Annotated in this window: 21 protein-coding genes, 1 rRNA gene, 1 pseudogene and 1 riboswitch; of the genes and pseudogenes, 10 read left to right on the plus strand and 13 right to left on the minus strand. The window is 61.7% G+C overall.

Annotated features, from left to right (window positions below; genetic code table 11):
* Positions 1-8: 8 nt before the first annotated feature.
* Positions 9-449 carry a terminus macrodomain insulation protein YfbV gene (gene yfbV, locus PG896_RS00590; protein ID WP_039040944.1) on the minus strand — a complete coding sequence of 147 codons (441 nt, stop codon included), beginning with the start codon at positions 447-449 and terminating at the stop codon, positions 9-11.
* 301 nt (positions 450-750) lie between these two features.
* On the opposite strand from yfbV, the gene PG896_RS00595 reads away from it, so the two are divergent.
* Together PG896_RS00595 and pta are read left to right on the plus strand one after the other, a co-directional pair.
* Positions 751-1,953: an acetate kinase gene (locus PG896_RS00595; RefSeq protein ID WP_270825064.1), complete on the plus strand. Its 1,203-nt coding sequence runs from the start codon at positions 751-753 to the stop codon at positions 1,951-1,953.
* A gap of 70 nt (positions 1,954-2,023) precedes the next feature.
* Positions 2,024-4,177, plus strand: coding sequence for a phosphate acetyltransferase (gene pta, locus PG896_RS00600; RefSeq protein ID WP_041211116.1), 2,154 nt, complete (start codon positions 2,024-2,026; stop codon positions 4,175-4,177).
* A gap of 478 nt (positions 4,178-4,655) precedes the next feature.
* Here the strand turns inward: pta and ilvN are convergent, their stop codons facing one another.
* The 6 genes from ilvN to PG896_RS00630 all read right to left on the minus strand — a co-directional run bounded on the left by ilvN (position 4,656) and on the right by PG896_RS00630 (position 9,805).
* Entirely contained in the window at positions 4,656-5,150 is a 495-nt protein-coding gene (gene ilvN / locus PG896_RS00605) for an acetolactate synthase small subunit (protein WP_010673160.1), read from the minus strand.
* Positions 5,150-6,868, minus strand: coding sequence for an acetolactate synthase 3 large subunit (locus PG896_RS00610; RefSeq protein ID WP_069651846.1), 1,719 nt, complete (start codon positions 6,866-6,868; stop codon positions 5,150-5,152). The genes ilvN and PG896_RS00610 overlap by 1 nt, the downstream gene beginning before the upstream one ends.
* 390 nt (positions 6,869-7,258) lie before the next feature.
* Positions 7,259-7,411 carry a hypothetical protein gene (locus PG896_RS00615; protein ID WP_010673158.1) on the minus strand — a complete coding sequence of 51 codons (153 nt, stop codon included), beginning with the start codon at positions 7,409-7,411 and terminating at the stop codon, positions 7,259-7,261.
* A gap of 35 nt (positions 7,412-7,446) precedes the next feature.
* Complete coding sequence (locus PG896_RS00620; protein ID WP_029313827.1) at positions 7,447-8,556, minus strand: MJ1255/VC2487 family glycosyltransferase; 1,110 nt, start codon at positions 8,554-8,556, stop codon at positions 7,447-7,449.
* Positions 8,553-9,056, minus strand: coding sequence for a phosphatase PAP2 family protein (locus PG896_RS00625; RefSeq protein ID WP_010673156.1), 504 nt, complete (start codon positions 9,054-9,056; stop codon positions 8,553-8,555). The genes PG896_RS00620 and PG896_RS00625 overlap by 4 nt, the downstream gene beginning before the upstream one ends.
* 125 nt (positions 9,057-9,181) lie before the next feature.
* A complete protein-coding gene (locus PG896_RS00630) occupies positions 9,182-9,805 on the minus strand; it encodes a TetR/AcrR family transcriptional regulator (RefSeq protein ID WP_010673155.1) in 624 nt (207 codons plus the stop codon).
* Between the two features lie 405 nt (positions 9,806-10,210).
* Between PG896_RS00630 and leuA the strand changes: the two genes are divergently transcribed.
* The 5 genes from leuA (at position 10,211) to PG896_RS00655 (ending at position 16,058) form a co-directional block, all read left to right on the plus strand.
* Positions 10,211-11,773, plus strand: coding sequence for a 2-isopropylmalate synthase (leuA, locus tag PG896_RS00635; protein WP_201872925.1), 1,563 nt, complete (start codon positions 10,211-10,213; stop codon positions 11,771-11,773).
* Between the two features lie 111 nt (positions 11,774-11,884).
* Positions 11,885-12,970: a 3-isopropylmalate dehydrogenase gene (leuB, locus tag PG896_RS00640; RefSeq protein WP_161470222.1), complete on the plus strand. Its 1,086-nt coding sequence runs from the start codon at positions 11,885-11,887 to the stop codon at positions 12,968-12,970.
* A gap of 32 nt (positions 12,971-13,002) precedes the next feature.
* Complete coding sequence (gene leuC / locus PG896_RS00645; protein ID WP_041211113.1) at positions 13,003-14,400, plus strand: 3-isopropylmalate dehydratase large subunit; 1,398 nt, start codon at positions 13,003-13,005, stop codon at positions 14,398-14,400.
* A gap of 16 nt (positions 14,401-14,416) precedes the next feature.
* Positions 14,417-15,016, plus strand: a complete 600-nt coding sequence (gene leuD / locus PG896_RS00650; RefSeq protein ID WP_039041180.1) for a 3-isopropylmalate dehydratase small subunit — start codon at positions 14,417-14,419, stop codon at positions 15,014-15,016.
* 112 nt (positions 15,017-15,128) lie between these two features.
* Positions 15,129-16,058: a transglutaminase domain-containing protein gene (locus PG896_RS00655; RefSeq protein WP_161470223.1), complete on the plus strand. Its 930-nt coding sequence runs from the start codon at positions 15,129-15,131 to the stop codon at positions 16,056-16,058.
* 51 nt (positions 16,059-16,109) lie between these two features.
* Here PG896_RS00655 and PG896_RS00660 read toward each other — a convergent pair whose 3' ends face one another.
* A complete protein-coding gene (locus PG896_RS00660; protein WP_103857803.1) occupies positions 16,110-16,400 on the minus strand; it encodes a PilZ domain-containing protein in 291 nt (96 codons plus the stop codon).
* 91 nt (positions 16,401-16,491) lie between these two features.
* Positions 16,492-16,582, plus strand: a riboswitch (TPP riboswitch).
* Positions 16,583-16,665: 83 nt separating this feature from the next.
* Here PG896_RS00660 and thiB point away from each other — a divergent pair.
* The 3 genes from thiB to thiQ all read left to right on the plus strand — a co-directional run bounded on the left by thiB (position 16,666) and on the right by thiQ (position 20,099).
* The gene (thiB, locus tag PG896_RS00665) at positions 16,666-17,646 is read left to right on the plus strand and encodes a thiamine ABC transporter substrate binding subunit (protein ID WP_161470224.1); all 981 of its coding nucleotides are present in this window, start codon (positions 16,666-16,668) and stop codon (positions 17,644-17,646) included.
* The gene (gene thiP / locus PG896_RS00670; protein WP_182956941.1) at positions 17,622-19,250 is read left to right on the plus strand and encodes a thiamine/thiamine pyrophosphate ABC transporter permease; all 1,629 of its coding nucleotides are present in this window, start codon (positions 17,622-17,624) and stop codon (positions 19,248-19,250) included. The genes thiB and thiP overlap by 25 nt, the downstream gene beginning before the upstream one ends.
* A gap of 141 nt (positions 19,251-19,391) precedes the next feature.
* On the plus strand, positions 19,392-20,099 hold the full coding sequence (gene thiQ, locus PG896_RS00675; RefSeq protein ID WP_161470225.1) for a thiamine ABC transporter ATP-binding protein: 708 nt from the start codon (positions 19,392-19,394) through the stop codon (positions 20,097-20,099).
* Positions 20,100-20,165: 66 nt separating this feature from the next.
* Here the strand turns inward: thiQ and PG896_RS00680 are convergent, their stop codons facing one another.
* From PG896_RS00680 to rrf, 5 genes and pseudogenes are all read right to left on the minus strand, one after another.
* On the minus strand, positions 20,166-21,536 hold the full coding sequence (locus PG896_RS00680) for a PhoH family protein (protein WP_010673145.1): 1,371 nt from the start codon (positions 21,534-21,536) through the stop codon (positions 20,166-20,168).
* 206 nt (positions 21,537-21,742) lie between these two features.
* Complete coding sequence (locus PG896_RS00685; protein ID WP_010673144.1) at positions 21,743-22,426, minus strand: TSCPD domain-containing protein; 684 nt, start codon at positions 22,424-22,426, stop codon at positions 21,743-21,745.
* Positions 22,427-22,435: 9 nt separating this feature from the next.
* Positions 22,436-24,583, minus strand: a pseudogene (locus PG896_RS00690) (adenosylcobalamin-dependent ribonucleoside-diphosphate reductase).
* Positions 24,584-24,787: 204 nt separating this feature from the next.
* Positions 24,788-25,240 carry a pullulanase gene (locus PG896_RS00695; RefSeq protein WP_029313820.1) on the minus strand — a complete coding sequence of 151 codons (453 nt, stop codon included), beginning with the start codon at positions 25,238-25,240 and terminating at the stop codon, positions 24,788-24,790.
* 309 nt (positions 25,241-25,549) lie between these two features.
* Positions 25,550-25,664: ribosomal RNA gene (rrf, locus tag PG896_RS00700) — 5S ribosomal RNA — on the minus strand.
* Positions 25,665-25,843: the final 179 nt, after the last annotated feature.

The raw sequence follows: 25,843 nt of genomic DNA on the forward strand, positions 1-25,843 counted from the left end.
TCGGAAAGTCATTCGTAGAGGAAGGATTTGTCCAGCTGCTTGAAGGCGGCGTTGAGGGTATCGGCCAGCTCTTCGTAGCGGGGACGGGCCACCAGCTGACGTTGACCGCCCTGCTCGTTCATCTTGCCGTTTATCTCCCGATACCAGGTGGCGAGGGAGGGGGGCAGCCGGGTATCGGCGCGCTGGCCGAGCCAATAGTACCCTTGCAGCGGCAGGCTGAGCAGGAAGAGCACGGACGCCATCACAGAGGGCCAGTAATGAAGCTCGCCAAACTGGAACTGCACCATGACGCTGAGCACCGCCAGTGCCGGGATCACCTTGAGGGCGAATTCGGTGGCCCTGATCACCCGATTCTCCGGGAACATGGAATTAAGCTCGGGACGGCGCGGCCAAAGAGTCATATAATGACGGCCTTGCTGTAATTTAGTTCCAAAAATGTTCATGCTCATGCTACCTCCGAGCTCTTTTCGAACGCATTAACGGCAAAACCTCGACAATATTTGAGAGGCAATAACAAAGGTTGAGGATGACTTTGTTATTTTTCAACAATCAGGTTATCCTTTGTACGCCCATTTTTACGCTGGGGCACGGCCACTGACCAGTCAGGGACGTCTGAATTTCGGGTCTTGTATCACTATACAAGGGGCAAGCAACAGATTGCCAACCCTCATAAGGATAAGTTGATAGTTTTTGGACGCACCGCGTCCGGCGCATCCTCCAACCCAACCCAATCTGCGATAGGATTTATTCATGAGTAAGCTGGTTCTTGTTCTTAACTGTGGCAGCTCGTCCCTGAAGTTTGCTGTCATTGACGCAACCACCGGTGATGACCTGCTGTCCGGCCTGGCCGAATGCTTCAACCTCGACGACGCCCGCATCAAGTGGAAGCTGAACGGCGAGAAAGGCAACGCTGATCTGGGTGCCGGTGCCGCTCACCAGGAAGCGCTGGACTTCATCGTTCACAAGATCCTGCCGCTCAACCCGGAACTGTCCAAGAACCTGATCGCCATCGGCCACCGCGTGGTACACGGCGGCGAGCGTTTCACCTCCTCCGTTCGCATCTGTGATGACGTCATTACCGGCATCGAAGCCGCCATTCCTTACGCACCGCTGCACAACCCGGCTCACCTGATCGGTATCCGTGCCGCCCTGAAGGTCTTCCCGGAACTGGCCGAGAAGAATGTCGCCGTGTTCGACACCGCCTTCCACCAGACCATGCCGGAAGAAGCCTTCCTGTACGCCCTGCCGTACAAGCTCTACAAAGAGAACGGCATCCGTCGCTACGGCGCCCACGGCACCAGCCACTACTACATCAGCCTGGAAGCGGCCAAGCAGCTGAACAAGCCGGTGGAAGAGCTCAACATCATCAACTGCCACCTGGGCAACGGCGGCTCCGTCTGCGCCATCAAGAACGGCCTGTCCGTTGACACCTCCATGGGCCTGACCCCGCTGGAAGGCCTGGTGATGGGTACCCGTTCCGGTGACATCGATCCGGCCATCATCTTCTTCCTGCACGACAAGCTGGGCATGAGCGTTGCCGAGATCAACACCATGCTGACCAAGGAATCCGGCCTGCAGGGTCTGACCGAAGTCACCTCCGACTGCCGTTTCGTTGAAGACAACTACGACAGCAAGGAAGAAGCCAAGCGCGCCATGGACGTGTACTGCTACCGTCTGGCCAAGTACATCGGTGCCTACGCCGCCGCCATGGACGGTCGTCTGGATGCCGTGGTCTTCACCGGCGGCATCGGCGAGAACTCCGCCCCGATCCGTGAGATCACCCTGAACAAGCTGGGCCTGCTGGGCTTTGACGTCGACCACGACGCCAACCTGAAGGCTCGCTTCGGCAAGGGCGGCGAGATCACCAAGGCTGGTTCCACCAAGGCCCTGGTTATCCCGACCAACGAAGAGTGGGTCATCGCCCACGACGCGCTGGAACTGGTCGGCGCATAAATTAGCTGTAGAGCAAGGCCGCCCCAGGGCGGCCTTTTCCTGATCCCAAAAAATGAACAAGGGGTAATAAGTGGCACGCACTATTATGCTCATCCCGGTCGGCACTGGTGTCGGCGTAACCTCCGTGAGTCTTGGCGTCGTTCGCGCCATGGAACGTCACGGTGTCAATGTCAGCTTCTTCAAACCGGTCGCCCAGCCGCGTCCGGGTGAAACCGGTACCGAGCGCTCCACCGCAGTGATCCGCGCCGCTGCCAACATCAACCCGCCCGAGCCGTTCGCCCTCTCCTACGCCGAGAACATGATCACCTCCAGCAACACCGACATCCTGCTGGAAGAGATCGTGGCCCGCTTCGAAGAGCACGTGAAGACCAGCGGTGCCGAAGTGGTGGTGATCGAGGGCCTGGTTCCGACCGACAAGCAACCCTTTGCCAACAAGCTGAACTACGACGTCGCCAAGGCGCTGGACGCCGACATGGTGTTCGTGACCCATCCGGGCAACGACTCCAGCCAGAAGCTCAAAGAGCGCATCGAGCTGGCCTGCTCCAACTTCGGTGGCGTCAACAACCCGCGCATCGTGGGCTGCGTCATCAACAAGGTGGGTGCCCCGGTTGACGAGCACGGCGTAACCCGTCCCGACCTGACCGAGATGTTCGAAGCGCATCACCACGGCGCCGATACCGGCCACAACCTGGAAGTGCTGCAGGTCTTCGGCAAGAGCCCGCTGCGCATCCTCGGCTGCATCCCCTGGAACACCCAGCTGATCGCCCCGCGCGCCAAGGATCTCGCCAAGCACCTTGCCGCCAAGATCATCAACAAGGGTGAGCTGGAAAGCCGCCGCCTGCAGACCGTGACCTTCTGCGCCCGCTCCATCCACAACATGATCGAGCACTTCCGTCCGGGCAGCCTGCTGGTGACCTCCGGCGACCGCTCCGACGTCATCGTCTCCGCCTGCCTGTCCGCCATGAACGGCGTCAAGCTGGGTGCCCTGCTGCTGACCGGCAACTACCACCCGGAACCCCAGGTGATGGCACTGTGCCAACAGGCCATGGCCACCGGTCTGCCGATCATGATCACCGGCACCAACACCTGGCAGACCGCCGTCAGCCTGCAGAACTTCAACGTCGACATCCCGGAAGATGACCGCGAGCGTATCGAGCTGGTGCAGGACTACGTTGCTGGTCACATCGACAAGCACTGGATCGAGTCTCTCTCCGCCAAGTCCACCCGCTCCCGTCGCCTGAGCCCGCCGGCCTTCCGCTACCAGCTGACCGAGCTGGCCCGTCAGGCCAACAAGCGCGTCGTGCTGCCGGAAGGGGAAGAGCCGCGCACCATCAAGGCGGCCGCCATCTGTGCCGAGCGCGGTATCGCCCGTCCGGTGCTGCTGGGCAACCCGGACGAGATCCGCCGCGTCGCTGAACAGCAGGGCGTGATCCTGACCGACCGCGTCGAGATCATCGATCCCGTTGCCGTGCGCGAGCGTTACGTGGCCCGTCTGGTCGAGCTGCGCAAGAACAAGGGCATGACCGAAGTGGTTGCCCGCGAGCAGCTGGAAGACAACGTGGTACTGGGTACCATGATGCTGGAGCGCAACGAGGTCGACGGTCTGGTATCCGGCGCCGTGCACACCACTGCCAACACCATCCGTCCGCCGATGCAGATCATCAAGACCGCCCCGGGCTCTTCCCTGATCTCCTCCATCTTCTTCATGCTGCTGCCGGACCAGGTGCTGGTCTACGGTGACTGCGCGATCAACCCGGATCCCACTGCCGAGCAGCTGGCCGAGATCGCCATCCAGTCCGCCGACTCCGCCGCCGCCTTCGGTATCGAGCCGCGCGTGGCCATGATCTCCTACTCCACCGGCACCTCCGGCGCCGGCGCGGATGTGGAGAAAGTGCGTGAAGCGACCGAGCTGGCCAAGGCCAAGCGTCCCGACCTCATCATCGACGGCCCGCTGCAGTACGATGCGGCCATCATGGAGAACGTCGCCAAGTCCAAGGCACCGAACTCCCCGGTTGCCGGCAAGGCCACCGTGTTCGTCTTCCCGGATCTGAACACCGGCAACACCACCTACAAGGCGGTACAGCGCTCCGCCGAGCTGGTCTCCATCGGCCCCATGCTGCAAGGCATGCGCAAGCCGGTCAACGACCTCTCCCGTGGCGCCCTGGTGGACGACATCGTCTACACCATCGCCCTGACCGGCATCCAGGCAGCCCAGGCTGAGTAATCGACCCGCAGTCCGATGCAATGAAAAACCCGCCGAGAGGCGGGTTTTTTTATGGCTCGCGCCCAGAAATGTTGATCCGCTAGATCAGGTCGGGATCCCGTCCGGATCCACGGACAGATCCGCGTTCCGTCCTTGGCAAGGCTCGAGGGATAAGCAAACGCTCACACCCTCGCCAGGGGATTGCACAAATGCGATCCAGCCAGGATCAAATTGAAATATCCCTTTAAGATCATGCGACTAACGCCAGACACACCGCTAATCTACAGAGTTTTCCACAGCTTTTGTGGATAGTTTACCGATCATTTGAAAGAAAATGACAGGTGAAGCCCCTCCCTTCCCCCTTCTCTTTCACCCCCTCGATAACCTCCTGATGCTGTGGCCAGCATCCCTACCGGCGCCCCCACTTGCCCGCAACGCTTCCAGACACGAAAAAGGGCTCCGAAGAGCCCTTGAACAGCTATTTTCACATCCGGCCACATCAGGGACGCAGGGATTTGTCCGCCCGGGAGATGCCACAGACACCGGAGCGCACCACTTCGATGATCTCGTTGGTCTGGGCAGCCGTCTTGATGAAGGCGTCCAGCTTTTCGCTGGTCCCGACGAGCTGCACCGTGTAGAGCTCGGGGGTGACGTCGACGATCTGGCCACGGAAGATGTCCGCCAGCCGCTTCAGTTCGTCACGGGCACCACCGGCGGCGCGCGCCTTGACCAGCGCGATCTCCCGCTCGATGTGCTCCCCTTCGCTCAGGTCACACACCTTGAGCACGTCCACCAGCTTGTGCAGCTGCTTCTGGATCTGCTCCAGCACCCGTTCATCCCCCATGGTGACGATGGTCATGCGGGACAGGGTGGGATCCTCGGTGGGGGCCACCGTCAGGGTCTCGATGTTGTAGCCGCGCTGGGAGAAGAGGCCTACCACACGGCTCAGGGCGCCGGATTCGTTCTCCAGCAGAACGGAAATTATATGTCTCATCAGGTTCTCTCCGTCTTGCTCAGCCACATCTCGTCCATGGCGCCAAATTTGATCTGCATCGGATAGACGTGCTCGTCCGGATCGACCGAGATGTCCATGAACACCAGTCTGTCCTTCATGGCAAAGGCCTTCTCCATGGCGCTCTCCAGCTCCGCCGGATCGCTCACCGCGATGCCGACGTGGCCATAGGCTTCCGCCAGCTTGACGAAGTCAGGCAGGGATTCCATGTAGGAGTGGCTGTGGCGGCCACCGTAGAACATCTTCTGCCACTGCTTTACCATGCCCAGCGCACGGTTGTTGATGGAGATGATCTTGATGGGCACCCCGTACTGCATGCAGGTGGAGAGCTCCTGGATGTTCATCTGCACCGAGCCGTCGCCGGTGACGCAGCAAACCACGGCTTCCGGGTTGGCAAACTGGGCCCCCATGGCGGCGGGAATGCCAAAGCCCATGGTGCCGAGACCGCCGGAGTTGATCCACTGGCGCGGTTTGGCAAACGGGTAGTAGAGGGCGGCAAACATCTGGTGCTGGCCGACGTCGGAGGCGACGAAGGCCTCCCCCTTGGTCACCTTGTAGAGAGTCTCGATGACCTGCTGCGGCTTGATCAGCGTGGGATGGGTCTCGTAGGCCAGGCAGTTGCGGGAGCGCCACTGGTTGATCTGCTCCCACCAGTCCGCCAGCGCCTGCTTGTCGTTGTCAAAGCCGCATTCGCGGAGCACTTCCAGCATCTGTTCCAGCACGGTTTCCACCGAGCCGACGATGGGCACGTGGGCCTGTACCGTCTTGGAGATGGAGGTGGGGTCGATGTCGATGTGGACTATGGTGGCGTTGGGGCAGAACTTGGCCACGTTGTTGGTCACGCGGTCATCGAAGCGGGCACCCACGGCGAAGATGAGATCCGCGTTGTGCATGCTCTTGTTCGCTTCGAAGGTGCCGTGCATGCCGAGCATGCCGATGAACTGCGGATGGGTACCGGAGAAGGCGCCCAGCCCCATGAGCGTGGTGGTCACCGGCAGGTTCAGCAGCTCCGCCAGCTTGGTCACCAGGTGATCCGCATTGGCGTTGATGGCGCCGCCACCCACGTACATGACCGGGCGGCTCGCCTCGGTCAGCAGCTTGGCAGCCCGCTTGATCTGGCCCTTGTGTCCCGCCTTGGTCGGATTGTAGGAGCGCAGGGAAACGGACTCGGGATACTGATAGGGGAACTTCTCTTTCGGATTCTGCACGTCTTTGGGCAGATCCACCACCACGGGCCCCGGGCGGCCACTGGCGGCAATGTAATAGGCCTTCTTGATGGCCTCGGGAATGTCGCTGGCTTTCTTGCACAGGAAGCTGTGCTTCACCACCGGGCGGGAGATGCCGATCATGTCGGTCTCCTGGAACGCATCCTCCCCGATCATGCTGGTCGGCACCTGGCCGGACAGGATCACCAGGGGAATGGAATCCATGTAGGCGGTGGCGATCCCCGTGATGCAGTTGGTGGCGCCGGGACCCGAGGTCACCAGCACAGTGCCCACCTTGCCGGTGGAGCGGGCGTAACCGTCCGCCATGTGCACTGCGGCCTGCTCGTGCCGCACCAGGACATGCTCCATCTTGCCGTTTTCGAAGAGAGCGTCATAGATGTCGAGCACTGAGCCACCAGGGTAGCCGAAAACGTGTTCCACTCCCTGATCTTCCAGCGCTCTAACCACCATCTGGGCGCCTGATAACATCTCCATGATAAAGCCCTCCAGGCTTTGCTCCGTTAAGCGAAAGCTATCGACAGTCCGCTGCTTCCCGGCAGCGCCGATCCGAGTCTTGTTGTTGTCTGCAGGCAGATCAGGCGAGTTCGGAGCCGTCGATAGTAGAAAAATAGGGGTTTTCCATCATTCACCCGAAAAGCGGGTGAAAAACCAACTTAACCCGCCCGTGAACGCTTGTCCACGGCTTTGTCTGGCCATAACAGTCATAAATTTCAAACAGCTATTAACATTCAGTGACTTGGCCACCAGACGGGCAACAAAGAGGGGCCCTGGGGGGAACAACCAGCGGATCATGCTGCCCGCGTCGGTGAGGAACAAAATAAACGGCCCACCCCGAGGGGGTGGGCCGTCAAAAACTGGCTGGTTTCACTGCTCGTCTTCGGGTTCTGCCAGCCAGATCTGCTGATCCGGATCCGTCTCTTCGCAGACCGAAATGCTGACACCCATGTCGAGCAGCTCATGCAGGGTGAGATTGTCTGCCAGAGTCATGGTGTCGCCGTTTTCATTGGTAAAGCGCATGGTATCCGTCCTCTCCGTGGTGGGATCGACTCAGTTTAGTCAAAGGCGCTGAGTTGGGATAACCAGGGACGCTCCTGGCCGGTACGGCTGGCAAGCTCCCCCAGGCTGTCACACACCTCCTCCGGAAAGAGAGTCCTGCCCCAGAGGCGGCGGGAGAGCGCCCCCACCTCCTCCCCTGCCCCGGCCAGCAACCAGTCGGCCAGCTCTCCTGCCACATCGGGATAGCGTACCCTGCCAGGAGAAGGGGCCTCCAGCCAGCTTCGCACCGCATTGGCATCCAGGCTGTCCATCAACTGGGCCAGCCCCATCAGTTCCAGGGTCCTGCCGTTGGTCAACTGCTCGAACTGGCCACCCAGGGGTTTGACCAGCAGCTTCTTGCCAAGGGAGAGCGCCTCGGAGGCAAGCTCGAATCCCGCATTGCTGATGACCCCGCGACAACCGGCCAGCGCCAGCTTGAACCCCTCTCTGGCCTGAGGTTCAAAGCGGATGTTGCGCCACTCGCTACGCTTGCGCACCTCGGGATGGAAGCAGATGAACGACTGCGTGCTGAAACGCGACAACAGGGCCGCGATCGTCTCTGTCTGCTCGAATGGCAGATAGACCAGGATCTGCTGGTTGTCCGGCACCGGCTCAAGGGGATCGACGATGGGAGGCAGCAGGGGCTGGCCGAAATGGAACCAGTGCAGCCCCAGGGACTGGCGTACCGGCGCAAAATGGCGCATCAGCTGACGGTTGAAGCCGCTCTCCCCCCAGCGCGGGATCGGCCAGTCGAAGCTCGCCTGATGGCTGATGGTGAGGCTGGGTTTGCCCCAGCGGCGAGCAGCATGGGCACTGAGCGGCTCGAAGTCGCTGATGACCAGATCGTACTCGCGACAATCGAGGGCACGCAGATCTTGCCAGAAACGCAGGGGAGAGAGTCCCTTGAGGGTGCGCCAGCCCGAGATGCGCCCCTGATGGCTGGCGAAAGTGATACCGGGGAAGGTGCGATAATCCCCGAACTCCCCCATCTCGAAGTAGCCGTCGGCGGCGCGCCCGCTGAACAGATAGTCCACCGCCACGCCCCTGCTCTTCAATGCGCGCGCCAGGGTCCGGCTACGACTGATGTGGCCGTTGCCGGTCCCCTGAACGCCGAACAGTATCCTCATCCTTGGCTCCAACCCAGCGCCCAGAGGGCGCAACCGCCGCCAAGCAGCGCCCCGGCCACCAGATCACTCAGATAATGCACCCCGAGCAGCAGGCGGGACGCCCCCACCAGCGCGGCCCAGACAAACAGCAGCGGTGCCCAGAGCGGGAAACTGGCGGCCACTACGGTCGCCATCAGAAAGGCGGCCGCAGTATGGCCAGAGGGCAGGCTGTAGCGATCCGACGGGGTGATGAAGACAGGCAGCCCTGCCGGGCGCTGGCGTTTGAGGGCATTCTTGAGCAGCAGGTAGAGCGGCAACTCGAGGGCAAACGCCCAGAGCGCCACCCTGACCGCCTCCTGCCCGGCGCTCCCCTGCCACCAGAGCAGGCAGGCCGCCACGGCATAGAGGGGGCCGTCACCGGTACGGGAGACAAGCCGGCTTATTCTGGCCTGCGGCTGGTTGTAGGGATGAAGCAGGCAGACACGGCACACCCGCAGGTCCCATTGCTGGATCTTGTTCATCACGGCCCTCCCTTGCATCCTGAGTGCAGACTAGGAGGGCGGCATGACACTTCGTTGACGCCCAGATAACAGATTGATGAAAAAAAGGGCCCAGGGGCCCTTTTTCATCCGTCATCCCGAAAAAGTCAGTTCAGGGCACCGCGCAGGCCGTTTTCCATCAGGCGGCAGTTGTGGGCCGCGAGGCGGCTCATGAAGTGCTCGTCCACCGTCAGACCAAACACCTGCTCGTAGAGATCCTTCATCACGAACGGCTGCCACATCATGCTGAGGAAGGAGATCTTCAGCATCTCGGGGTCCAGGTTGTCCGCCAGCTGGCCGTTGGAGCGCATGGATTCGAGCAGGGCATCGAACTGGGGAAGTTGGCGATCCAGCAGGCGGCTCAGCACAAAATCACGCCCCGGGCTCTTTTCAGTGGACAATGCGCTGGAGATGGCGGAGGTCAGCTCGCTGTTGGGCGCCATCACCTGATAGTAGGTATTGAGCAGATCGGTCAGGCTGCGGTTGCTGCTCTCGTCGTGCCAGGCTTGCTCAAGGGGCTCGGCCACATCCCCCAGCACCGCCTTGTAGAGGCCTTCCTTGCTGCCGAAGTAGTAGTGGATCATCGCCAGATTGGAGCCTGCCAGCTCGGCAATCTCGCGGGTCGTCACCTTGCTGTAGGGGGTGTTGAGAAAACGTTCGCGTGCGGCGGCAAGCAGCTTGTCACGAATGTCGGAACGTCCGACTGGACGGCCAGGTCTGCGTTTTTCCATGGAATACCTCAGATAATTCAGCAAGGGCTGATAAGTCGATCTGATTGTGCGGGTGATCGAGTACAGCAGGAATGACCAGATAATCAGGCATGAACCGAATATGGGACAAGAGAATTTGCACTCCTTTACAATCCGATTAAATAAACCAGTGAATTGAACCTGTCCATTCCGGTTGACACAGCATAAAAATCTCGTTATTGGTAGTAGCGTTATCGACTGGAAGGATTGAGACATCATGCGTATTGCCGCTCCGCTACTACTGCTCTCCCTAATCGCGACTCCTCGCGCGGGATCCTTGTAGCCGGGCTAAGGCATAGCCGGAATTTACAGAAACCCGTGCACCCCGCACGGGTTTTTTTATGCCATGCAGGATGCACGCAGCGAACTTAGGAAGAGGGAAGTCACATGTCAGATCGGGTCATCATATTCGACACCACCTTGCGTGATGGTGAGCAGGCGCTGTCGGCCAGCTTGACGGTCAAGGAGAAGCTGCAGATCGCCCAGGCGCTGGAGCGGCTCGGTGTCGATATCATGGAAGTGGGTTTCCCCGTCTCCTCTCCCGGCGATTTTCAATCGGTTCAGACCATCGCCCGCCACATCAAGAACAGCCGGGTCTGCGCCCTGGCTCGCGCCCTGCAAAAAGACATCGATGCCGCCGGCGAAGCCTTGAAAGTGGCAGAGGCGTTTCGCATCCATACCTTCATCTCCACTTCCTCCATCCACGTGGAGAGCAAGCTGAAAAAGAGCTTCGAAGACGTGCTGGAGATGGGGGTCGGCGCCATCAAGCACGCCTTACGCTACACCGATGACGTGGAGTTCTCCTGCGAAGATGCGGGCCGCACCCCGATAGACAACCTCTGCCGCATGGTGGAAGCCGCCATCAAGGCCGGCGCCCGCACCATCAACATTCCTGACACCGTGGGCTACACGGTGCCGACCGAATTCTCCGGCATCATCCATACCCTGTTCAACCGGGTACCCAACATCGACAAGGCCATCATCTCGGTGCACTGCCACGACGATCTGGGCCTCTCGGTGGCCAACTCCATCAGTGCCGTGCAGATGGGGGCCCGCCAGATCGAGTGCACCATCAACGGCATCGGCGAGCGTGCTGGCAACTGCTCTCTGGAAGAGGTCGCGATGATCCTGAAGACCCGCGCCGACCTGCTCGGGGTACACACCAACATCCGCCACTGCGAGATCCACCGCACCAGCACCCTCGTCAGTCAAATCTGCAACATGCCGGTGCAGCCCAACAAGGCCATCGTCGGCGCCAACGCCTTCTCCCACAGCTCAGGCATCCATCAGGATGGCGTGCTCAAGGCGAAGAACACCTATGAAATCATCACCCCAGAGAGCATCGGTCTCACCCAGAACAACCTCAACATGACCTCCCGCTCCGGCCGCCACGTCATCAAGCACCGGATGGAGTCCATGGGCTACGCCGAGAGCAGCTACGACCTCGACGATCTCTACGCCAAGTTCCTCACCCTGGCCGACAAGAAGGGCCAGGTGTTCGACTACGACCTGGAGGCCCTCGCCTTCTTCAGCCAGATCCATGAGGAACCCGAGCACTTCAAGCTGGAGTACCTTGGCGTGCAGAGCGGCAGCTCGGTGCTCGCCACCGCCTCAGTCAAGCTCAAGGTAGGCCAGGATCTGGTGTGCGAGGCCGCCACCGGCAACGGCCCGGTGGATGCGGTCTACCAGTGCATCAACCGCATCACCGGCTACGAGATCCGCATCGATAAATACGAACTCAAGGGCAAGGGCGAGGGCAAGAACGCCCTCGGCCAGGTGGACATCGTCGCCGAGTACAAGGGGCGCAAGTTCCACGGCATGGGGCTGGCCACCGACATCATCGAATCCTCGGCCCAGGCCCTGGTCCACGTGATCAACAGCATCTGGCGCGCGGACCAGGTGGCCGAGCAGATGGAGCGCAACCACACCATCAAATCGGAAACCGTCTGAGCCCGCCGCCGGACAAGATGACAGCATGACATGGGGAGGACCGGGGCCAGGGCAGTGGCCCGGACCGGCCTCCCGGATGAAACGGAATCACACTATCAAGACGGAGAGAGTATGAGCAGTTATCGGATCGCAGTATTGCCGGGTGACGGCATTGGCCCGGAAGTGATGGCTGAGGCCATCAAGGTACTGGAAAAGGTGCAGACCAAATTCGGCTTCTCCCTCGACTATGACCGTCACGACGTCGGCGGCATCGCCATCGACAACCACGGCACACCGCTGCCCCAGAGCACGATCAAAGGCTGCGAAGCGGCCGATGCGGTGCTGTTCGGATCGGTGGGTGGCCCCAAGTGGGAGCACCTGCCGCCCAACGATCAGCCGGAGCGCGGTGCCCTGCTGCCCCTGCGTGCCCACTTCAAACTGTTCTGCAACCTGCGCCCGGCCCGCATCTACACCGGTCTGGAGCAGTTCTCCCCGCTGCGTGCCGACATCTCCGATCGCGGCTTCGACATCGCCTGCGTGCGCGAGCTGACCGGCGGCATCTATTTCGGCCAGCCCAAGGGGCGTGAAGGGGAAGGCGCCACCGAGAAGGCCTTCGACACCGAGGTGTACCACCGCTTCGAGATCGAGCGCATCGCCAAGATAGCGTTTGAATCGGCCCGGGTGCGCAAGGCCAGGGTCACCTCCATCGACAAGGCCAACGTGCTCGCCTCCTCCATCCTGTGGCGCGAGGTGGTGACCGAGGTCGCCAAGTCCTACCCGGACGTAGCCGTGAACCACATGTACATCGACAACGCCACCATGCAGCTCATCAAGGATCCGTCCCAGTTCGACGTGCTGCTCTGCTCCAACCTGTTCGGTGACATCCTCTCCGACGAGTGCGCCATGATCACTGGCTCCATGGGCCTGCTCCCCTCCGCCAGCCTTAACGAATCCGGCTTCGGCCTGTTCGAGCCGGCCGGTGGCTCGGCCCCCGATATCGCCGGCAAGGGGATTGCGAATCCCATCGCCCAGATCCTCTCCGCCGCCCTGATGCTGCGTTACAGTCTCGGCCAGGAAGCCGCCGCCCAGGCCATCGAGCAGGCCGTGGCCCAGACCCTGGCAGAAGGCTATTTCACCGCCGACCTGCATCAGGCCAGCGCCACGCACCCGGTGCAGAGCACGGCCGACATGGGCAGCCAGATCGCCGCGCGCATCTGATCCCACGGCATCGATAACAAGGAAACCGAGCAATGTCCAAGACCCTCTATCAGAAAGTGTTCGACGCCCACGTGGTGCGGGAAGTGGAAGGGGAAACCCCTCTCATCTACATCGACCGTCATCTGGTGCATGAAGTGACCAGCCCCCAGGCATTCGACGGCCTGCGCGCCATGAACCGCCAGCTGCGTCGCCCGGATCTGACCTGGGCCACCATGGATCACAACGTCTCCACCACCACCAAGGACATCGCCGCCTCCGGTGAGATGGCACGCATCCAGATGGAGACGCTCGCCGCCAACTGCAAGGCGTTCGGGGTTCGTCTCTATGACTTGAACCACAAGTACCAGGGCATCGTCCACGTGATGGGCCCGGAGCTCGGTATCACATTGCCCGGCACCACCATCGTCTGCGGTGACTCCCACACCGCCACCCACGGCGCCTTCGGGTCGCTCGCATTCGGTATCGGCACCTCCGAAGTGGAACACGTGATGGCCACCCAGACCCTGAAACAGGGCCGTGCCAGGACCATGCGTATCTCTGTCAACGGCAAGCTGGCCGCAGGCATCAGCGCCAAAGACGTGGTGCTCGCCATCATCGGCAAGGTGGGTCATGCAGGCGGGACCGGCTACGTGGTGGAGTTCGCCGGTGAAGCCATCGAGGGGCTCACCATGGAAGGGCGCATGACGGTGTGCAACATGGCCATCGAGCTCGGCGCCAAAGCGGGCATGATTGCCCCCGACCAGACCACCATCGACTACATCCGTGGCAAGGAGTTCGCTCCCAAGGGGGAGGCGCTGGAACAGGCCATCGCCTACTGGCTGACCCTCAAGAGCGACGAAGGTGCCCACTTCGACGCCGAAGTGGTGCTCGACGCCGCCGACATCGCCCCGCAAGTGACCTGGGGCACCAACCCGGGCCAGGTGATTGCCGTCAATGAGCCCATCCCTGCACCGGAATCCTTCGCCGATCCGGTGGAGCAGCAGTCCGCCCGCAAGGCCCTCGCCTACATGGACCTGCAACCGGGCCAGAAGCTCTCCGACGTGGCCATCGACAAGGTGTTCATCGGTTCGTGCACCAACAGCCGCATCGAGGATCTGCGCGCTGCCGCCGCCATCGCCCGCGGTCGCAAGGTCGCGGCAGGGGTACAGGCCCTGGTGGTGCCGGGCTCCGAGCAGGTGAAGGCCCAGGCCGAGGCCGAGGGGCTGGACAAGATCTTCATCGAGGCAGGCTTTGAGTGGCGCTTGCCCGGCTGCTCCATGTGTCTGGCCATGAACAACGACCGGCTGCAACCGGGGGAGCGCTGCGCCTCCACCAGCAACCGCAACTTCGAGGGGCGTCAGGGTCGTGCCGGCCGCACCCACCTGGTGAGCCCGGCCATGGCCGCCGCCGCCGCCGTCACCGGCCGCTTCGCCGACATTCGTGCGCTGTAACGACAAGGAGAACATGATGACAGGTTTCAAACAGCATAAAGGGATCGTCGTTCCCCTCGACAGCGCCAACGTCGACACCGACGCCATCATTCCCAAGCAGTTCCTGCAGAAGGTGAACCGCATCGGCTTTGGCAAGCACCTGTTCCACGACTGGCGCTTCCTGGACGATGCAGGGGAGCAGCCCAACCCGGAGTTCGTACTGAACAAACCGCAATTCGCCGGTGCCAGCATCCTGTTGGCCCGCGAGAACTTCGGCTGCGGCTCGAGTCGCGAGCACGCCCCCTGGGCGCTGGCGGACTACGGCTTCAAGACCATGATCGCCCCGAGCTTTGCCGACATCTTCTACGGCAACGCCATCAACAACGGCATGGTGCCGGTTCGTCTGAAGGAGGAGGAGGTCGACGCCCTGTTCCAGCTGGTCGCCGCCCAGCCGGGCATCGAGATCGAAGTGGATCTGGAGGCCAACCAGGTGCGTGCAGGCAGCCTCACGTTCGGCTTCGAAATCGACGAGTTCCGTCGCTACTGTCTGCTCAACGGGCTGGATGCCATCGGTCTGACCCTGCAGCACGAGGCCGCCATCAGCGCCTTCGAGGCGAAGCAGCCAAGCTGGATTTGACGAGCCTGCGACAAGAAAGCGAGTAGAATCAACAGGGAGCCGAGGCTCCCTGTTTTATTGTCGGGTCGCTGTACAAAGCCCGCCACCTCTGCATGTCCGACAGGAGACACCTATGTCCGCAAGGGGCGCCCTTTCATTGCTCTGCCTGCTGCTCAGCCTCCCGGCCCTGGGCGGACAGACCTCTTTCACCAACAGTGGCGGTCAGCTCAATGTCGGCTGGCAGGACAGAGAGGGCAAGGCGCAGCAGCTCAGCTATCGGCTGGAGGCGGGCAAGCTGCCCCCTCTCATCGCTTACCGTCCAGCTAGGATGCAGGAAGACGTACTGCAAAGCCTGCTGCAGCAGGCACCCCTGGCGTTCCCCGAGGTGCAGTTCTCCCTCGTTCGCCCCGCCATGAGCCTCAGCATCAAGAGCCGCAACGCCGACAAGGCGCGGGAAGCCTCCCAATGGGTCAAGCCCGAGCAGGCCAAACTGGAGGCCGCCTGGCTCACGCAGCACTACTTCCAGCCCTTCACTGCCCCCGACGGCGCTCCCGCCATCAAGCAGGATCATGTGCGCATCGCCCTGGAGAGTCGGGACGAGCTGGCCCCGTTGATGGAGCAGCTCAAGCAGGAAGGGGCCACCGAGACCGAGGCGCGCCAGAAGACGGTGGCCTACATGCTCGACTTCATCCAGGCCATCCCCTATCAACTGCTCGACAGCCAGTCGGGCCGCTCTGGCAAGGGGTTTCTGAGCCCGCGCCAGGTGCTGGAGCAGAACCGGGGGGATTGCGACAGCAAGGTGACCCTGATGGCCGCCCTGCTGGCCCAGGGGTATCCCGATCTCAAGCAGGCCATGGTGTTCGTGCCGGGACATGTCCTGCTGGGGGTGGCCCTGCCAGCCAAACCGGGGGAGGCCACCTTGAGCCGGGCGGGGGAGACCTACCTCCTGATGGAGCCGACCGGCCCGGCCCAGCTGCCCATGGGCCAGCTCGCGCCCACCAGCAAGACGCTGGTCGACAGCGGCCAGTTGAGCGTGCAACCGGTGCAGGATGAGGGGAAATGAGACAGGCCAGCCCATGGCTGGCCTGTCTCGAGGAGGACGGGCGCCCGGGTCTCAGGTGAGGGAGAGAAACTCCAGCGCCAGCAGGAGACCGTCTTCTTCCTCCAGCACCCGCACGATGCGAGCCTGGGCCTCGAAGGGAGGCAGAAGATTGCTGCTGGTCGCCAGGCTCACCCGGATGGGCTGGGCCAGATCGAACGCGTGCTTGTTCACCTCGACGCCCATGCCGTTGGCGCTGAGATCCCGGCAGATCCCCTCCAGCACCTGCTGATGCTGGAACAGGGTGACGGGGGCATTGATGACCATGCGCTGGAAGGCACGTCTTTCCTTGGTGCTGGTGATCACTGGGGACTTCCTCCTTGGTGGTGGCTCGCACGATGCGGCCCGTGAAACATAGTGCTGGCCTCCCCCCAGGAACGCCAATACAATGCGATGCGTTGCTCAAACGGGGTGCGGTTTACCGCTGAGATTATACCCGTGAACCTGATCCAGATAATGCTGGCGGAGGAATTTGAGGCATGGCGCGCGTTTTTTGTGCCCTCATCCGCCGGCGCTCACCACACGCGAGGTGCCATTGATGAGCACCCCGATATCCACAGGAGTGCCATTGATGAAGACCCTGCTGCTGATCGCCACCAGCCTGCTCTCTGCCCAGGCGTTTGCCGCCGACACCCTCACCGTCTACACCTACGGCTCCTTCGCCGCCGAATGGGGGCCGGGCCCCAAGATCAAGCAGGCCTTCGAGAAGGAGTGCGGCTGCACCCTCAATCTGGTGCCCCTCGAGGATGGCGTCGCCATCCTCAACCGGCTGCGGCTGGAAGGCCAGCACAGCAAGGCCGACATGGTGCTGGGGCTGGACGATGCCCTCATCAGCGAGGCCAAACAGAGCGGCCTGTTCGCCCCCCATTCCACCAGGCTCGATGACCTCAAGGTGCCGGGTGGCTGGCAGGATGACACCTTTGTCCCCTATGACTACGGCTACTTCGCCTTCGTCTATGACAGCAACAAGCTCAAGCAGCCCCCCAAGAGCCTGAAGGAGCTGGTGGCGCGCCCCGATATCAAGGTGATCTATCAGGATCCCCGCACCTCCACCCCGGGTCAGGGGCTGATGCTCTGGATGAAGTCGGTCTACGGTGATGAGGCCCCTGCCGCCTGGGCCACGCTTGCCAAAAAGACGGTCACCGTCACCAAGGGGTGGTCAGAGGCCTACGGCATGTTCCTCGACGGCGAGGCGGACATGGTGCTCTCCTACACCACCTCCCCCGCCTATCACCTGATCGCCGAAAACAAGCCCCAGTACCGGGCGGCCGCGTTCGAGGAGGGTCACTACCGCCAGGTGGAAGTGGCGGCCAAGCTCAAGGGCGCCACACAGGGCAAACTGGCTGACCAGTTCCTGCAATTCATGGTGAGCCCCGCCTTCCAGAACGAGATCCCCGGCGGCAACTGGATGTATCCGGTGACAGACGTGGCGCTGCCCAAGGGGTTCGAACAGATGATCAGCGTAGCGAAGCCACTCACCTTCAGCTCTGACGAGGTGGCCGCCAACCGCAAGGGGTGGATCCGCGAATGGCTGCAAGCCGTCACCCAGTGAGTTCAGGTCGTCGTTCCCTCTGGTGGCTGCCCGGCAGTGCAGCCACCCTGGTCATCCTGCTGCTCTCCATTGGGCCGCTGGTCGCCCTGTTGTGGCAGGCGGGGGCCCTCTCCCCCCGCGCCCTGCTAGGCGATCCCTACCTGCGCCACGTGCTGGGTTTCAGCCTCTGGCAGGCACTGCTCTCCACCCTGCTGAGCCTGGGGCTTGCCATCCCGGTGGCCAGAGCCCTGGCGCGACGCCGTTTCACCGGACGCCGCCTGCTGCTCAAGCTCTTCGGCCTCTCCCTGGTGTTGCCGGTCATCATCGCCATCTTCGGCATGGTGGCGGTGCACGGTCGTCAGGGCTGGCTGCCGCAACTGCTGCACGGCCTGGGCCTGGATCCCGGCAACTACCTCTATGGCCTGTTCGGCATCCTGCTGGCCCATGTCTTCTTCAACATGCCCCTGGCCGCCCGCCTCATCCTGCAGAGCATAGAGAGCATCCCCGAGTCCTCCTGGCGCCTCGCCAGCCAGCTCGGCATGCGCTCCTCCCACATCTTCCGGCTGCTGGAGTGGCCGCTCATCCGCGGCATCTTGCCGGGGCTCGCCAGCCTCATCTTCATGCTCTGCTTCACCAGCTTCACCACAGTGCTGGCGCTCGGGGGCGGCCCCAAGTCCACCACACTGGAGGTGGCTGTCTACCAGGCGCTGCGCTTCGACTTCGATCTCGCCACCGCTGGCGGGCTCGCCCTGGTGCAACTGCTGCTGACCCTGGCCCTGCTCCTGCTGCAACACAAGCTGCAGACCACCCCGGCCAGTCGCCTCACCAGCCGTCGCCCCTGCCTGCGTCCCGACAGACACCAGAAGGGCAGCACTCTGGTGGATGGCCTGGCCCTGACCATGGGGCTCGCCATCTTCCTGCCGCCCCTGCTGGCCATCGTGGTCGCCGGGTTCAACCCCGGTCTGCTGGCGGCGCTCGGCTCACCCCGGCTGTGGCAGGCAGGGGGGCAGTCCCTGGGCATAGCCCTGGCGGCGGGCTCCCTGGCCACTTTGCTCGGCGCCGGGCTGCTGCTCACCAGCCGGCATCTGAGGGTGCGGGATCGCAAACGGCGGGCCGCCGCCCTGTGGGAGGCCAGCGGCTCCATGATCCTGATGATCCCGGCGGTGGTGCTCTCCACCGGCCTCTTCATCCTGTTCATGCCTTTCACCGACGTCTTTGCCCTGGGCCCCTGGCTGGTGGTGCTGGTCAACGCGCTGATGGCGCTGCCCTATGTGCTGCGCACCCTCTCGGCCCCCATGCAACTGGTGGTGCGCCAGTACGATCGGCTGGCGGACAGCCTGGGGGTGCGCGGCCTGCATCGCCTGCGCCTGGTGGAGTGGCCCCTGCTGCGCCGTCCGCTGGCCCTGGCCATGGCGCTCTCGATGATATTGTCCCTCGGGGATCTCGGGGCCATCGCCATGTTCGGCAGCCAGACCCTCACCACCCTGCCCTGGCTGCTCTATCAGCAGCTCGGCAGCTACCGGCTGACCGAGGCGGCCGCCACCGCCCTGCTGCTGCTCACCCTCTGCTTCTCCCTATTCTGGCTGGTGGAGCGGGGACTGGGAGGCAGGCATGTGGATCACTGATCCCCGGCGGCATTGCCGCCTCCCTGCCCCCAGGATCCGGCCGGGCACGCCCCTGGGGCGCCCCTTGGAGCAGTCACTCACGCTGCCTTTCATCAATTTTTCTTACTTGTTGTTCTATAAAACGACATTCAGGAGCCAAACATGCTGGTAATTGAGGAACTGGTCACCAGTTATCCCGACTGGCAGGTGACCTTCAGTGCGACCTTGCCCAAGGGGGAGATCACCGCCCTCATCGGTCCGAGCGGCGCCGGCAAGTCCACCCTGCTCGGCATGATCGCGGGCTTCGTGCCGGTGGAGTCGGGCACCCTCACCTTCGACGGCCAGGATCTGCAGTCACTGGGCCCCGCCGAGCGCCCGGTCACCACCCTGTTCCAGGATCACAACCTCTTCCTGCACCTGTCGGTGTTCGACAACATCGCCATCGGCCTGCATCCCGGCCTGCGCTTGAATCCGGCCCAGAAAAGGCAGGTGCAGGAGGCCGCTGACAAGGTGGGCCTGGGGGAGATGCTGACGCGCCTGCCGGAGCAGCTCTCCGGCGGCCAGCAGCAGCGGGTGGGGCTGGCCCGCGCCCTGGTGCGGGGCAGGCCGCTGCTGCTGCTGGACGAGCCCTTCTCGGCCCTCGATCCGGCCCTGCGCCGGGAGATGCTGGCGGAGGTCGCCCGCCTCGCCTGCGAGCAGGGCATCACCGTGCTGATGGTCTCTCACAACCCGGAGGATGCCCAGCTCATCGCCGATCAGGTGCTTTTCATCGACGCAGGGCGCATCGCCTTGCAGGGCAAGCCGGATATCCTGCACAGCAGCGATCACCCCGGGCTGCTGCGCTACCTGGGCCGACCGAGAGAGGCATGAGATAGGCGGGATCAAAAAAGGGGAAGCCGTCCGACTTCCCCTTTCTCATGCAGAGATCCCGTCAAATCAGAGATTTTCCTCGGCGAACGAAGCCAGCCTGCTGCGCACCACCCCGTTCAGGAAGATGTTGGCACTGCCGTCGAAGTCCTTGAACCGCTCGACGATGTAGGTCAGACCCGAGGTCACCGGGCTCAGGTAGTTGGAGTCGATCTGAGCCAGGTTGCCGGAGCAGACGATCTTGGTCCCCTCCCCGCAGCGGGTGATGATGGTCTTGATCTGGGACGCGGTCAGGTTCTGGCACTCGTCCAGCAGCACGAAGGTGTTCTGGATGCTGCGCCCGCGCATGAAGTTGACCGATTTGAACTGGATATTGGCCTTCTCCATGATGTAGCTGAGCGACCCGCTCATGTTCTCGTCCTGCTTGTGCAGCACCTCCAGGGTGTCGGTCACCGCCGCCAGCCAGGGCATCATCTTCTCCTCCTCGGTGCCGGGCAGGAAGCCGATGCTCTCGGCAATTTCCGGGGTATTGCGGGTGACGATCACCTTCTCGTAGATCCCCTTCTCGATCACCAGCTCCAGCGCCGCCGCCATGGCGAGCAGGGTCTTGCCGCAGCCCGCCGGGCCGGTCAGGATCACCAGGTCGATGTGCGGATCCAGCAGGGCATCCAGCGCCATGCCCTGATAGACGTTCTTGGGATGCACCCCCCAGGCCTTGCGGGACATCAGCCGCTCGCGGCCGAGATCTTTCAGGCGGATCTTGTTGCCGTCGTGGCTCAGTACCCGCGCGGCAAAGAAGTTCTCCTCGTCCAGCAGGTACTGGTTGACGTGGACTCCCTCCAGCAGGTTGGCATCGATGACGTGGACCGTATCGCGGCCATGGGTTTCGCTGTCGCACTCGCCGACCCGCTCCCAGAAGCTGCCGGGCACCACCTGGAAGCCCTTGGCGAGCAGGCGGATGTCGTCGATGAGCTGGTCGCTGCGGTAATCCTCCACATGGGCAAGACCTGCTCCCTTGGCCTTGAGGCGCATGTTGATGTCTTTGGTGACCAGCACCACCTGACGCTTCATCTCGTGCTTTTGCAGGTAGAGGGCGGCGTTGATGATGCGGTTGTCCGCCTCCTTGTCGGTGAACACCTCGGCATCCTGGGGCAGATGGTGATCGCTGAAGATGGAGATACGGCCGCTCGCCTCGCCGGCCAGTGCCACTCCTTGCACTATCTGCTCCGGAGTCGCATCGCGGAAGACATCTTCCAGGGCACGGATGGCGATGCGGGCATCACGGCTGACGTCCTTCTGGCGATCCTTGATGTTGTCGAGCTCTTCGAGCACCGTCATGGGGATGAGCACGTCGTGCTCTTTGAAGGAGTAGATGGCGAGGGGTTCGTGAAGCAGAACGTTGGTATCCAGGATAAACAGCTTTCGGTCCGTGTTGTCCATAAGCATCCTCCTTGGCACTGAAGGTGCCACGTGTGTGAATCTCAGATGTCATTGAAACCACACGGCCGTGACAGTTTTATTACCCCCAACGCTACGCCCGAATTTACCGGTGCGCAACAAATCGCTGCCATCATGGGCGTCGTTCGAACATAAAATCAGCAACGAAAAGGCCGGCATGTTGCCGGCCTTTGGTGGCAATCAGCACCTCAACCGCACTTGGAATCCCCGCAATTGAGACAGGTCATGCAGCCATCCTTTTGCACCAGCGCCTTGGTGTGGCACTTGTAGCAGAGCGCGGCACTGGGTGGGAAACCGCTGCCCGCCGGCTGCTCTTCTGCCTGTTGCTGTGCCTGCAATTGCGCCTGCTTCTCGGCCAGGAACGCCTGCTGGTGCTCGTCCAGCCCGGGCACCTTGAGCATGCCGATCTCGGTGAGATGGGTTTCGATCACGTTGCCAATTTCGGCGATGAGAGAGGGCACGTACTTGCCCTTGTTCCAGTACCCCCCCTTGGGATCGAACACGGAGCGCAACTCCTCCACCAGAAAGGTGACGTCCCCTCCCTTGCGAAACACCGCCGAGATGATGCGGGTCAGCGCCACTATCCACTGATAGTGCTCCAGGCTCTTGGAGTTGATGAAGATCTCGAACGGGCGCCGGGTCTCGTGCACCGTGCCCTCGTTGAGAATGATGTCGTTGATGGTGATGAACAGCGAGTGCTCGGAGACATGCTCCGGCGTTTTCAGCTTGTAGGTGGTGCCCATCAACCGCTCCGGGCGCAACACGGTTTCATGCATGTGCACCACGTCATCCTGGGGCGTCGGCGCATCTTGCGGCTCATCCCGGGTTTTTACCTTGTAGGCGACGATTTTTCTGTCGATTTTCTTGACCATGTCTCGTCCTCAGAACTTGCCGTAATAGCCTTCTTTCAAGGCGTCATAGAGGTTGGCGGCGGTGTGCAGCTCGCCATCGTATTCGATCTCCTCGTTCCCCTTCGCCGTGATGACGGTGCCATCTTCCAGGGTGAACTCGTAACTGGTGTTCTCCAGATCCTTCTCCTTCACCAGCACGCCCTGGAAGGCGGCCGGGTTGAAGCGGAAGGTGGTACAGCCCTTGAGGCCGGAGTCCGAGGCATAGAGGTAGATATCCTTGAACTGCTCGAACGGAAAATCGGTCGGCACGTTGGCGGTCTTGGAGATGGAGGAGTCGATCCAGCGCTGGGCCGCCGCCTGGATATCCACGTGCCCGGTCGGCGTGACGTCGTCCGCGGTGATGAAGTAATCCGGCAGGCGGCTACCCTCCTCCTCGGCATAGGGCATGGCGGCCGGGTTCACCAGCTCGCGATAGGCCAGCAGCTCGAAGGAGTAGACATCCACGCTCTCCTTGCTCTTCTTGCCCGGCTTGATGACATTGCGGCTGTAGTGGTGGGCAAAGCTCGGCTCGATGCCGTTGCTGGCGTTGTTGGCGAGCGACAGGGAGATGGTACCGGTCGGCGCTATGCTGCTGTGATGGGTGAAGCGTCCACCCACCTCAGCCAGCTCGGCCACCAGAGCGGGATCCACCTCGGCCACCTGCTGCATGTAGCGGCTGTAGCGGGCATGCAACACCTTGCCCTTCACCTTGTCGCCGAGCTTGATGCCATCTGCCGCCATTTCGGGGCGCAGACGCAGCATCTTGCCGGTGACTTCGAACTCCTGCTCCATGATGGGGGCCGGCCCCTTCTCCTTCGCCAGACGCAGAGACTCCTGCCAGCCGGTCATCGCCAGCTCCTGGGAGACCTGTTCGGTGAAGGCGACGGAGGCCGCAGAGCCGTACTTGATGCGCAGCATGGTGAGGGTCGAGCCCAGCCCCAGGAAGCCCATGCCGTGGCGACGCTTGGCGGTGATCTCCTCGCGCTGCTTGGCCAGCGGCAGCTGGTTTATCTCCACCACGTTGTCGAGCATGCGGGTGAAGATGGCCACCACCTTGCGAAACGCGGGCTAGTCGAAGGCGGCCTGCTCGGTGAAGGGATCGCGCACGAAGGTGGTCAGGTTGACCGAGCCCAGCAGGCAGGCCCCATAGGGCGGCAGAGGCTGTTCACCGCAAGGGTTGGTGGCACGGATCTCTTCGCAGAACCAGTTGTTGTTCATCTGGTTCACCTTGTCGATCAGGATGAAACCGGGCTCCGCATAGTCGTAGGTAGAGGTCATGATGACGTTCCACAGCTTGCGCGCGGGCAGGGTCTTGTAGACCTTGCAGGCCACCTGGCCCAGCTCGTTGATCACCACACCCTCCTTGTTGGGCCAGTCCGCCCAGACCACCCTCGCAGGGTCATCCAGCGCGATGCCATCCTGCTCCACCTCCTTGGCGGTGTAGGGGAAGATCAGTTGCCAGGGGGCATCCTCCTTCACCGCACTGACGAACTCTTCGGTGATGAGCAGGGAGAGGTTGAATTGACGCAGGCGACCATCCTCCCGCTTGGCCTGGATGAACTCGACGACATCGGGGTGACGGATATCCATGGTGCCCATCTGGGCGCCACGACGGCCACCGGCAGAGGAGACGGTAAAGCACATCTTGTCGTAGATATCCATGAAGGAGAGCGGCCCCGAGGTATAGGCCCCCGCTCCCGAGACGAAGGCTCCGCGCGGTCGCAGGGTCGAGAAGTCGTAACCGATGCCGCAACCCGCCTTCAGGGTCAGCCCCGCCTCGTGCACCTTGCCGAGGATATCGTCCATCGAATCCTCAATGGTGCCGGAGACGGTGCAGTTGATCGTGGAGGTCGCCGGCTTGTGCTCAAACGCCCCGGCGTTGGAGGTGATACGGCCCGCCGGAATGGCACCATTGCGCAGGGCCCACAGGAAGGGTTCATACCAGGTGTCGGGTTCGCGCTCCTGCGCAGCCAGCGCGCGAGCGACACGCTGGTAGGTCTCGTCGATGGAGCCGTCGATGGGGGCGCCATCCTTGCTCTTGAGACGATACTTACTGTCCCAGATCTCGAGAGACGTCTCCTGCAGAGGGATCTGGCGGCTGGCGGTGACGCCCTCCAGTACCGGAATGGATTTAGCCATGGTCAATCAACCTCCTGTGAATGGGGCAATATCGTGACAAGAACACTACCAGTAGTAAATTTAAGAACTTAAAACACAATATGTTGTGATTCATCCGTCGTAAGGGCGCCGATTCTATCCTAAAAAAATGCCCCGGCCAGCAGATTTCTGGGCCAGGGCATTTAACCGGTTCAATTTCCGAGAGATTTAAAGCGAGAGACTATCTCAGGGTTTCTTGACGTATACGCTCGGTGTCTCACCCGCCATATTCAGATAGAACTCATAGACGCCATCCGCCTCGGGCGAGAACTTCATGTCCTCATACTTGGAGCACGGATTGACCGGTACAGGTTCCCCGCCGAGCACGGCAACGCCATCGCTCGGGCTCTTGTAACCGAAGTTGGTGCCACAACTCCAGCCGGAGTCGGCAAACTTGAACTTGTAAGGAGCCCACTCTTTCTTGAGCGTCCCCTTGGCCATGTAGAGCTTGTCGGCAACCTTGACGACCTTGCTTTCGTCGGTGGCCATCCAGTCGTTCATCTCACCACGCAGGTAGATGGACTTGCCGCCGAAGTCGCTGTTGTCCGCCGCCGCCTGCTCTGCACCACCATTGGATGCGCAACCGCCTAATACCAGGGTTCCCGCCGCCAGCATCATCGTTACTGTTCTTTTGAACATGTGTCCATTCCTCAAATTATTGTGATTCCTTGGTCCATCGATGTGGACCCGGGAATTAAACCAGAGCAGGCATGACAAGAAAGGTAGAAGCATCACATTCTGTGCTTTTTATATCCAGAATGCAGGCTTTCGAATAGATATTGAACAGAGACGGGCCACAAACAAGTCGATATTAGCTGGGATGATGAATGCGAGTATCAGAAAACACGGCGGGAAACAGCACCATAGTGCCCGCTTGCCCTCCAGTGAGTGCTGAATTTCAGGCAATAAAAAACCCCGCTCGAGTGAGCGGGGTTTCTTGTATTGGGTGCCTGGCAGTGTCCTACTCTCGCATGGCGAATGCCACACTACCATCGGCGCTACAGCGTTTCACTTCTGAGTTCGGCATGGGGTCAGGTGGTTCCACTGCGCTATTGCCGCCAGGCAAAATCTTAATCCAGAAAGCTGACGTGAATAACGACTTTGCTAGTTGCTTGTCATTACCACTGAATTTGTAAGTAGTTCACTCATTCGCTACAAGGCCAGAAACACTTCTTGGGTGTTGTATGGTTAAGCCTCACGGGTAATTAGTATGGGTTAGCTCAACGTATCGCTACGCTTACA

Origin of the sequence: Aeromonas sp. QDB30, assembly GCF_027707645.1 — a bacterium.
Classification (GTDB): domain Bacteria; phylum Pseudomonadota; class Gammaproteobacteria; order Enterobacterales; family Aeromonadaceae; genus Aeromonas; species Aeromonas caviae.